Origin of the sequence: Parerythrobacter jejuensis (assembly GCF_039536765.1) — a bacterium.
GTDB classification, from domain to species: domain Bacteria; phylum Pseudomonadota; class Alphaproteobacteria; order Sphingomonadales; family Sphingomonadaceae; genus Parerythrobacter; species Parerythrobacter jejuensis.
Map to the genome: position 1 here is coordinate 2,628,098 of NZ_BAAAZF010000001.1, position 9,875 is coordinate 2,637,972.

At 60.4% G+C, this 9,875-nt stretch carries 12 protein-coding genes; 8 read left to right on the forward strand and 4 right to left on the reverse strand.

Annotated elements, in window-relative coordinates; all coding sequences use genetic code 11:
- Positions 1-16: 16 nt before the first annotated feature.
- The 6 genes from nagZ to tatC are packed head-to-tail and all read left to right on the forward strand — an operon-like array spanning position 17 to position 4,037.
- Positions 17-1,033, forward strand: a complete 1,017-nt coding sequence (gene nagZ / locus ABD653_RS12780) for a beta-N-acetylhexosaminidase (protein ID WP_160779026.1) — start codon at positions 17-19, stop codon at positions 1,031-1,033.
- Entirely contained in the window at positions 1,030-1,842 is an 813-nt protein-coding gene (locus tag ABD653_RS12785; protein ID WP_160779027.1) for a segregation and condensation protein A, read from the forward strand. The genes nagZ and ABD653_RS12785 overlap by 4 nt, the downstream gene beginning before the upstream one ends.
- Positions 1,839-2,510: an SMC-Scp complex subunit ScpB gene (gene scpB / locus ABD653_RS12790; protein ID WP_160779028.1), complete on the forward strand. Its 672-nt coding sequence runs from the start codon at positions 1,839-1,841 to the stop codon at positions 2,508-2,510. Before ABD653_RS12785 ends, scpB begins: the two co-directional genes overlap by 4 nt.
- 58 nt (positions 2,511-2,568) lie before the next feature.
- Entirely contained in the window at positions 2,569-2,811 is a 243-nt protein-coding gene (gene tatA / locus ABD653_RS12795; protein WP_160779029.1) for a twin-arginine translocase TatA/TatE family subunit, read from the forward strand.
- Between the two features lie 20 nt (positions 2,812-2,831).
- Positions 2,832-3,224, forward strand: coding sequence for a Sec-independent protein translocase protein TatB (tatB, locus tag ABD653_RS12800; RefSeq protein ID WP_160779030.1), 393 nt, complete (start codon positions 2,832-2,834; stop codon positions 3,222-3,224).
- Between the two features lie 9 nt (positions 3,225-3,233).
- Entirely contained in the window at positions 3,234-4,037 is an 804-nt protein-coding gene (gene tatC, locus ABD653_RS12805) for a twin-arginine translocase subunit TatC (protein WP_160779031.1), read from the forward strand.
- Positions 4,038-4,134: 97 nt separating this feature from the next.
- On the opposite strand, the gene ABD653_RS12810 is transcribed toward tatC, so the two are convergent.
- From ABD653_RS12810 to ABD653_RS12825, 4 genes are all read right to left on the reverse strand, one after another.
- Complete coding sequence (locus tag ABD653_RS12810; protein WP_160779032.1) at positions 4,135-4,353, reverse strand: hypothetical protein; 219 nt, start codon at positions 4,351-4,353, stop codon at positions 4,135-4,137.
- A 181-nt stretch (positions 4,354-4,534) separates the two neighbouring features.
- Positions 4,535-4,744, reverse strand: a complete 210-nt coding sequence (locus ABD653_RS12815) for a hypothetical protein (RefSeq protein WP_160779033.1) — start codon at positions 4,742-4,744, stop codon at positions 4,535-4,537.
- Positions 4,745-4,949: 205 nt separating this feature from the next.
- A complete protein-coding gene (locus ABD653_RS12820; protein ID WP_160779034.1) occupies positions 4,950-6,620 on the reverse strand; it encodes an amidohydrolase in 1,671 nt (556 codons plus the stop codon).
- Entirely contained in the window at positions 6,617-7,522 is a 906-nt protein-coding gene (locus tag ABD653_RS12825) for an NAD(P)-dependent oxidoreductase (RefSeq protein WP_160779035.1), read from the reverse strand. The genes ABD653_RS12820 and ABD653_RS12825 overlap by 4 nt, the downstream gene beginning before the upstream one ends.
- 86 nt (positions 7,523-7,608) lie before the next feature.
- Here ABD653_RS12825 and ABD653_RS12830 point away from each other — a divergent pair, with 86 nt between their 5' ends.
- Complete coding sequence (locus tag ABD653_RS12830) at positions 7,609-8,862, forward strand: threonine ammonia-lyase (RefSeq protein ID WP_160779036.1); 1,254 nt, start codon at positions 7,609-7,611, stop codon at positions 8,860-8,862.
- A gap of 164 nt (positions 8,863-9,026) precedes the next feature.
- Positions 9,027-9,857, forward strand: coding sequence for an arginyltransferase (locus tag ABD653_RS12835; protein WP_160779037.1), 831 nt, complete (start codon positions 9,027-9,029; stop codon positions 9,855-9,857).
- The last annotated feature ends 18 nt before the right edge of the window (positions 9,858-9,875 follow it).

Sequence of the window (9,875 nt, forward strand, 5' to 3'; positions counted from 1 at the left end):
CGAGTCTTTCCCTCTGATGACGCCTGCAATTTTTGGCATAACCGGCCTGTCACTGACGCCGGAGGAGCGTAGCTTCTTTCAAGACGCTGACCCGGCGGGCTACATCCTGTTTGCCAGGAATATCGAGAGCCGCGAGCAAACACGCGCGCTGACAGATGAATTACGAACAATTCATGGGCGTGACGACCTGTTTATCTGTGTCGATCAGGAAGGCGGTCGTGTCACCCGTCTCAAGCCTCCGCAATGGACAAAATTCCCGTCGGGCGAGGTGTTTGATCGGCTTTACCAGCGTGCCCCGGCCTCTGCGATCGAGGCGGCCCGGGTGAATGCACAGGTTCTGGCCATGGAACTGGCTGAAGTGGGTATCACGGTCGATTGCCATCCCCCCCTGGATGTCCGGCAGGCGGGCGCGCATGACGTGATCGGAGATCGCGCGCTGGGCAGCGAACCGATGCAGGTTGCGGCTCTAGGCCGCGCCATTCTGGACGGGCTTGCCAAGGGCGGCGTGCTTGGCTGTGTGAAGCATATGCCCGGCCATGGCCGCACGACATGCGATACCCACAAGGATTTGCCGACCGTCCACGCTGGCGAGGAGGAGCTCGCAATTGATCTTGCACCTTTCAAGGCGCTGGCCGACACCCCGGTGGGCATGACCGGGCATCTGCTTTTCCCTATCTGGGATGCCGAGAATCCTTCCACTCTTTCCTCGACTATTATTGCCGAAATCATTAGAGGCAGGATCGGTTTCGATGGCCTGTTGCTGACCGATGATATCGATATGGAGGCTCTATCCGGCAGTATTCCGGAGCGGGCCGAGCAGTCGATAGCGGCTGGATGCGATGTGGTGCTGAATTGCTGGGCCAAGATGGATGATATGCAGGGCATTGTAGAGCGCTGCGGCACCATGCGCCCTGAAAGCGTGGCCAGACTCGACCGGGCACTCGCGGCGCGTACAGAGGGAGAGGATGCCGACAAGGCGGCGCTGCTGGCCAAGCGTGATGCGTTACTGGCGATCGAGGAGCAATCGGCATGACCGAAGATTCCCTGATCGTTCCGGCTTCCGATACGAGCGCGCAGGGCGATGACTGGACCGGTATCGCAGCCCCTGGCACGACCGATGAGGGTTCGCTTTATCTGGTCGTAGAAGGCTGGGAAGGGCCGCTTGACCTGCTGCTCGATCTGGCGCGGCGTCAGAAGGTCGATCTGCGGCAAATTTCGATCCTCGCATTGGTCGACCAGTATCTCGATTACATCGACCAGGCTGGCGCACTCAAACTCGAATTGGCGGCGGATTACCTGGTGATGGCGGCGTGGCTGGCTTTCCTGAAATCGTCGCTGTTGCTGCCGAAGGAAGAGCAGGAAGACCCTAGCCCTGAAGAACTCGCGCTTCGTCTGCAGCTGCGCCTGCAACGGCTGGGTGCCATGCGCGAGGCGGCGGCGCGGTTGATGGGGCGCGATCGTCTGGGTCGGGATGTGTTCGCCCGTGGGGCTCCGGAGGGATTGCGGACCGACCGAAAAACTCTGTGGCAGGCCGAATGGTACGACATCGTGCAGGCCTATGGTCAAGTGAAGGCGCGCACGGCTCCTGCTGTCCATATGGTCCGCGAACGCCCGGTGATGACTTTGGACAGCGCCCTTGACCGCGTATCCTCCATGCTTGGCGTGACGCTTGACTGGATGACGCTGGAAGAATTCCTTCCACCGCATGCCGAACCACGACTGCGCCGATCTGCCATGGCGTCCAGTTTTGTTGCCGCGCTGGAATTGGCGCGTCTGGGCCGTGCCGAAATCGCGCAAGACGAGATTTTTGGACCGCTGCGTCTGCGCCGGATGCCAGCATGAGCGAGCGCCCCGACGAGTTGCAGCGCGCGGTAGAAGCGACGCTGTTCGCAGCGGAAGAGGGCATGAGTGTCGAGGCGCTGGCGGGGCATCTAGGCGATGTCGCCCCCGGCGACATTCGCGAGGCTTTGCGCGGTTTGTCAGGCCAATATGCGGAACGCGGTATCCATCTGGTCGAGCGTTCGAAGCGCTGGCATTTCCAGACGGCCCCGGATCTTGCGCATTTGTTGCGGCGCGAGAAAGAACAGGTCCGGCGCTTGTCACGGGCCGCGACCGAAGTGCTCGCGATCATTGCTTATCACGAGCCTGTCAGTCGTGCCGAAATCGAATCGATCCGCGGGGTGCAGACGGCCAAGGGCACGCTCGACGTGCTTATGGAAGCGGGTTGGATCCGCGCCGCGGGTCGGCGCGAGGTTCCCGGACGCCCTGTTATCTACGCAACAACGCCCGAGTTCTTGCAGCATTTCGGGCTCGCCAGCCGCAAAGATCTGCCGGGCCTGGACGAGCTTAAGGCGGCAGGCCTGCTCGATCCGGTCGATGATGCGTATGAATCGCTCATGGGCGCAGACGATGATGAGGCAGAGTCTCAGCGCCTTACCGAGAGCGGGGCGGACGAAGGTTCCGACACACCCGAGGAAGAGACTGCAGAATCACCCGAGACTCCGCGATGACTGGCGCATGGCCGTTCTAGCCTCTATATCCGGTTCAGATCAGAAATAAGGAAGTCCCATGGGTGGTATCGGTATCTGGCAGATCTTGATTGTCGCGGTCGTGATTCTCGTCCTGTTCGGGCGTGGCCGGATTTCCGAGATGATGGGTGATTTCGGCAAGGGTGTCAGCAGCTTCAAAAAGGGGCTGAATGAAGAAGAAAGCCCCAGCGAACCTGCGGCGAAGATCGAAGGACCGGCGCAGGATGTCGCGCCCTCGAAAGATGCAGCGACGGACAACCAGCCTGCCGACAAGCAGGGCTGACCCCCGACAGGAGCGCCGCCATGTTTGATATCGGCGCGACCGAATTGCTGGTTCTGGCGATTGTCGCGATCCTTGTTATCGGCCCCAAAGACCTACCCCTGGCACTGCGTACTGTGGGGCGGTGGGTCAGCAAGATCCGCCAGGTTTCCACTCATTTCCGCACCGGCCTGGATGCCATGGTGCGCGAGGCGGAAATCGAGGAAATGGACAAGAAGTGGAAAGAGCGGAACGCCCAGATCATGGCCGATCATCCGGCGGATGAGATGGGCCCGTTAGAGGCTAGTGCGCCGCCGCCCTCGGCGGCAGAGGCCAAAGCAGCGATTGCCGAGGCGAACCCGCCCAAGCCGGAAGGCGATGACACGCCCGGCAAGCCTGCTTCGCAGCCCGGATTGCCGCTGGACGAGCGGGATTAGGGCGCGACGATGGCTTTGAAAATCAAGGATCTCGACGACACCCAGGCGCCGCTGCTTGATCATCTGGTCGAATTGCGGACCCGACTTGTACGCGCAGTCGCCGCGCTGTTCGTGGCCTTCGGCGTTTGCTTCTATTTTGCGGACGAAATCCTCGGCTTCCTGGTGAAGCCTTTGAACGACGCGTTTCCTGAGGGCGAGGGGACCTTGATCTTCACGCAGCTTTACGAGGTGTTCTTCGTCGAGCTGAAAGTATCGCTGTTCGCCGCGTTCTTCATCAGTTTTCCCATTATCGCGAACCAGATGTGGGCTTTCGTGGCCCCCGGCCTGTATGCGAAAGAGAAGAAGGCATTCTTGCCATTTCTTTTGGCGACGCCGGTCTTGTTCACGGCCGGAGGGGCGCTGGCTTATTACGTCGTTATGCCGACAGCATTCCGGTGGTTCCTCGGCTTTGAGGGCAATGTCGGCGGGCTGGATGTCGAGGCATTGCCGAGTGCTGGCAATTATCTGGGCCTGGCGATGCAGTTCATTCTCGCCTTCGGCGTCAGCTTCTTGCTGCCAGTGCTTTTGCTGCTGCTCAACCGCGCCGGCATCGTCACGCGCGAACAGTTCGCCAAGGCCCGCCGCTATGTCATCGTAGGGGTCGTGGCATTGGCGGCCATTGTAACTCCGCCAGACCCCGGGTCGCAACTGATCCTGGCTGCTCCGCTTTACATCCTGTTCGAAGGATCAATGCTGCTGATGTGGTTTAGCGACCGCAAGCAGAAGGCTGACGATGCTGATGCACCTGCCGCTACCACTGAGACGGCGGACTAGTCAGCCCCACCGATAGACGGGTCAAACGAGGATTTTTGCAGGCACAAAAAAAGCGGGGCCGATGGCCCCGCTCTTCTTAAGTCGGTCGTGTCAAATCTTATGCGCTGACCGGATCATTATCGCTACCACCTGCAGCGATGATAATGCCGCCGATGAGAGCAGCTGCAGCCAAGATACCGATTACGATACCGCTACCGCCGGCTTCGCTTTCGCCTTCGACCGGAGCCGCAGTACGAGCAAAGCTAGCTTCGGCGACAGCCGGAGCAGCAGCAAGAGAAAGAGCGGCAGTTGCAGCCAGAACGTTACGGAATTTCATTGTTATTGCCTCCACGGGAGATTCTTCGAAAATCTGGCTCGTTTTAGGACACGCTTGTTTTGAGTGCAAGCCCCAAAAATCCGATAGATTTAAATGTGTTACCTATCGGCATCGGTCTTTCGGGCAAAGAAAAGGGGCCCGGAATCGCAATCCCGAGCCCCCAATCAATCTCTAAGAACGCTTATGCGCTCAGCGAATCGTCGTCATCGCTGGCGATTACGATCACGCCGGCGATTACAGCAGCAACACCGAGAACGATGAAGATGACGCTGTTGCCAGCAACTTCGCTTTCCTGCGAAACCGGAGCAGCTTCACGAACGGACTCGGCAGCTACCGGAGCAGCAGCCAGACCAAGCGCGGCGACTGCCATGGCGAGGTTACGGATTGTCATAGTCTAAACTCCAGTGGCCCGGGGCCATAAATATGCCCAACGGGCGTTGGTAAGAATTCGGGCGACCCGAACATGCAAAAGGCGCGATTTCGACCAACCAATATCGGCCCGCACGCGCCATTTACAACTCTAAGTGAAGATCCCGTTAAAGCACAATAATTTCAGTAACAAGACAGCAAAGCTATCTTCAGCCCAAAATCACATTCTACTCCCCTGAAGAAAACACCCTTTCACCGCCGATCCAGGTTTCCAGAACCTTCGCCTGGCGCAGATCGCGCGCCGCCGCCAGCATCGGATCGCGGTCGAGCATCACGAAGTCTGCGCGCTCGCCCGCCACCAGTTTGCCGAACCGGCCATCGGCGAACCCGGCATAGGCGGCATCTGCGCTAAACCCGGCCAAAGCCGCCTCGCGCGATACGCGTTCCTGCGGCCGCCATCCGCCGAAAGGCTGGCCCTCGGCATCCTCGCGCGTGAAAGCGACAGCCCAGCCGGCAAACGGATCGGGCGATTCGACCGGCGCGTCGGAACCGAAGGCAAGGCGCGACCCCGTCGCGGCAATGGTCGACCAGGCATAGGCCCCGTCGAGACGGTCCGAACCCAAGCGCGCTTCGGCCATCAGGCGATCGGACGTCTGGTGAACCGGCTGCATCGAGGCGATGATCCCGTATTCACCGAATTTGGCGAGGTCTGAGGGGGCCACGATCTGCGCATGCTCGATCCGCCACCTGCGATCTCCGCCATAAGTCTTGCCCAGCTCGGCAATCGCCGCCAGCAATTCTGCGTTTGCAGCGTCGCCAATCGCATGGGTGGCAATCTGGAAATTGTCCATTGCAGCGCGGCTCATCAGATTGCGCAGCTGGGCAGGGGTGAGCAGGGGCAGGCCAGTGTTGCCGGCATCGTCGGAATAGGCTTGCTTGAGCCATGCCCCGCGTGAGCCCAAGGCGCCATCGAGATAGATCTTGACCCCGTTCAGTCGCAGCCGATCATCATACAGCCACGGCGTGGGGGAGGAGCCTGCGATTGTTTCCATCGCATCGACGCCCGCCGCGTAGGACATGATCCGCAGTTTGAGCCGCCCGGAGTCGCCGGCCCGGCGGAAAGTTTGCCAGTCGTTAAGGCTGGTGCCCATGTCGGCGGCAGCGGTAATGCCCATCGACAGCAGGATATCCTGCGCCTTCTGCAGCGCGAGGTCCCGCTCGCGGGGGCGCGGCTCGGGAACGACCTTGTAGATCAGCTGGCTGGCCGCATCGACAAACACGCCCGAGGGCGTTCGCGAGCCTGCCACCCGCTCGATCCGGCCACCGGAAGGATCCCGGGTTTGTGCTGTGACACCGGCGCGTTCAATTGCCAGTGAATTGGCCCAGGTTGCATGGCCGTCGACCCGCTCCAGAACGACCGGGCGATCGCCGACCACGCTATCCAGCTCGGCTGCGGTCGGGAACCGGCCCAGGCCCCACAGTTCCTGGTTCCAGCCGCGCCCGATGATCCAGGGACGACCCGGATTGGCTGCGGCAAACTCTGCGACAGCCTGCTGCGCCTCGGCCAGTGAGCGGGTTTGCGACAGATCAAGGGTGAGAGCGCCGAAACCAATGCCCATTACATGCAGATGCGCATCAATCAGGCCGGGAATGACGACGCGGCCCTGCCCGTCGACGCTGAAAGTGGTGGATTTGGGACGATCATCGCCGCGATCGAGCACTTGTTTGATTGTGCCTTCATCGTCGATCCACAATCCGGTGAAGCGATCGATCTTGCCATCTTCGTCAACCCGGATGCCGTCGACATTGTCGACCAGAACATCGGCCGATGCGGGCGCCGCGAGGCCCATGGCCACGCCCACGGATACAATTGCTGCGAATGCTGATTTGAATGTCATGCTGTGTCGTTCCCTTCCGGCAACCGCCGGATCAATGCGCTGGTGTCCTGACGTGCGCCGCCCATGGCTTGCACTTCGGCATAAAACTGGTCGACCAGGGCGGTTACGGGACTGCTCAGGCCCAGCCGCTGCGCTTCGCCCAATGCATAGCCCAAGTCCTTGCGCATCCAGTCGATGGCGAAACCGAAATCGAAATCGCCAGAAGCCATGGTGGCCCAGCGGTTCTCCATCTGCCAGCTTTGCGCCGCTCCGCCCGAAATGGCTTCGAGCACCTTGTCCATGTCCAGGCCGGAAGCGGAAGACAGGCGGACAGCCTCTGACAATCCGGCGAGGGTTCCTGCGATACACATCTGGTTGGCCATTTTGGTGGTTTGGCCGGCACCGGCATCCCCGACATGGACGATCCGGGCCGAGAACGCCTCCAGCACCGGCCGGGCCTGTTCGACAGCGGCGGTCGTGCCGCCGCACATCACCGCCAGCTTCCCGTTTTCCGCACCGGCCTGTCCGCCTGATACCGGCGCGTCCACGGCGGCAATGTTCAATCTGGTGGCTTCCCGATCGATACGCCGCGACATGTCGGCAGATACCGTCGTGTGATCAACCAGCAGCGATCCGTCGCGCATATGCGCCAGTGCGCCCTTCGCGCCGAACAGGACCTGGGCCAGATCATCGTCATTTCCGACGCAGCTGAGGACCAGGTCCTTGCCAGAAGCTGCCTGCGCCGGGGTTGCGGCAGTGGAAGCAGTGTGACCTTCGTCGGCCAAAGCCGCTTTCCATGCCTTGGCGCGGGAGGCTGTCCGGTTATAGGCGGTGACCGCATATCCGGCGCGCACCAGATGGGCGGCCATCGGCGCGCCCATAACGCCCAGACCGATAAAGCCGATTGTCCTGATTTCGCTCATGGTGTTGCCGCCTAATGAGAATGTTGGGCACTGCCAACAATCTTTCGAATTGCGTGTGTTGCCGATGGCCCGTAGTGCGCGCGGCCATGGACGCAAAAGACCCTACGGAAACCGGCAACGATACTGCGCTGCTGACGATTGACGATGTTCGCGCCGCTGCGGAACGGATCAAGGGTGCGGTTGTGCGCACGCCGACGATGCATTCGATCACATTGTCACGGATTACCGGGGCAGAAATTTTCCTCAAATTCGAAAACCTGCAGTTTACCGCCGCATACAAGGAGCGCGGTGCCCTTAACGCACTGCTGCAGCTGAGCGACGAACAGCGCGAGCGCGGCGTTATCGCGGCATCGGCAGGTAACCACAGCCAAGGGCTATCCTATCATGGCACCCGCTTGGGCGTGCCCGTTACCATCGTGATGCCCCGCACGACGCCCTCCGTCAAAGTGATGCAGACAGAGAGTGTCGGCGGAAATGTCGTGCTGGAGGGCGAGACCTTCGACGATGCCTACGCCCATGCGCGCGCACTGGAAGAAGAGCTAGGCCTGACTTTCGTGCACCCGTTCGACGACCCGCATGTGGCCGCCGGGGCGGGGACTGTAGCGCTCGAGATGTTTGAAGACGCCCCGGACCTGGACTGCATCGTCACGCCAATTGGCGGGGGCGGGTTGATGTCGGGCATGTCGACCGTCGCCACGGCGCTCTATCCGGATATGAAAGTGGTCGGTGTGCAGGCCGAGCTTTATCCTTCGATGTACGCGCAGATTAACGGTCTCGACAAGGATTGCGGCGGCGACACGCTGGCGGAAGGGATTGCGGTCAAGGCGCCCGGCAAATTCACCTCCAAAGTGATCGCCAGGAATGTTGACGAGATACTGTTGGTCAACGAGCCGAAGCTTGAGAACGCGGTTTCGCTTCTGCTCCAGATCGAAAAAACCGTGGTCGAAGGAGCAGGCGCTGCTGGTCTGGCAGCAATCCTGGCCAATCCCGAGAAATTCAAGGACCGCCGGATCGGGCTGGTCCTGTGCGGCGGAAATATCGATTCTCGCCTGCTCGCTAATGTCCTTCTGCGCGATCTGGCACGGGCAGGGCGCTTGGCCCGTTTGCGGATCACGTTGAAGGATCGCCCTGGCGCGTTGTTCAATGTCATGCGTGAATTCGACGCGCACAATGTCAACATCATCGAGATCTATCACCAGCGGATTTTCACCAATCTACCGGCCAAGGGGCTGATCACCGATATCGAGTGCGAGGCGCGTGATGCGGGTCAGCTGGAATCGCTGGTCACCTCGCTGCGGCAAAAGGGTTGGGAAGTTAAGCCGGTCGAGCTGGACAAGTAGCCGCGGACCAAGCCGTTGGTAACCAGATAGAAATTGTGCAAACTAATCAAAGATTAACCGTGTTTCATGGTTAAGGGTCTTTTACCGGCGCGGTCTGTCGGGCATATCAGTGATCACGCAAAAGCTTCGATTCTCATCTGCTCGACAGGAGCCATAGCCCAGCCGTGACGGCCCCCGTTCGCTTCCCCCGCTTTTTTGTGACGAGCCCTGCGCCGTGCCCCTATCTGCCGGGCAAGACGGAGCGTAAGGTCTTCACCGAGCTCAAAGGTCCACATGCGGATCAGCTCAATGAGGCGCTTGGCCGGATCGGATTCCGGCGCAGTCAGACAGTTGCCTACCGGCCGAGCTGTGTCGATTGCCAGGCCTGTGTTTCGGTCCGCGTGGTTGCGGGCGAATTCGCCCCTTCCGGGACCCAGCGCAAAAATCTTCGCCGCAACAGCGACCTTGTGACAACCGAGTGTCGCCCGTGGGCAACGTCTGAACAATTCGAATTGCTGCGCAGCTATCTCGACAAGCGCCACCCTGACGGGGGAATGGCTGCAATGGACGAGATGGATTATGCAGACATGGTGGAACATACGCCCGTCTCAAGCTATGTGATTGAATATAGAGAGCCCACCGAGAATGGAGAGCCCGGCAAATTGGTCGGGGCGTGTCTCACAGATCGGCAGGGCGACGGGTTGTCGATGATCTACAGCTTCTACGACCCTGAGCATAAAGAACGGTCGGGCCTTGGGAACTACATCATTCTGGACCATATCCGCCGCGCTGCGGAAGAAGGCCTGCCCTATGTCTATCTGGGATATTGGGTCGAGGGCTCGGGCCGGATGGAATACAAGATCCGGTATCGCCCGATCGATCGACTCGGCCCCGCGGGCTGGAGCCGGATGTCGAACGAGACTCAAGACAAGCTCATCCGCGCCGCGCATGCCAAGCGCGACGAAGGCGCTGCTGCCAAGTTCCCTCAGGCAAAGCACTGCACCACGGCGGGATAAGCCCGCACTCGCGGCAAT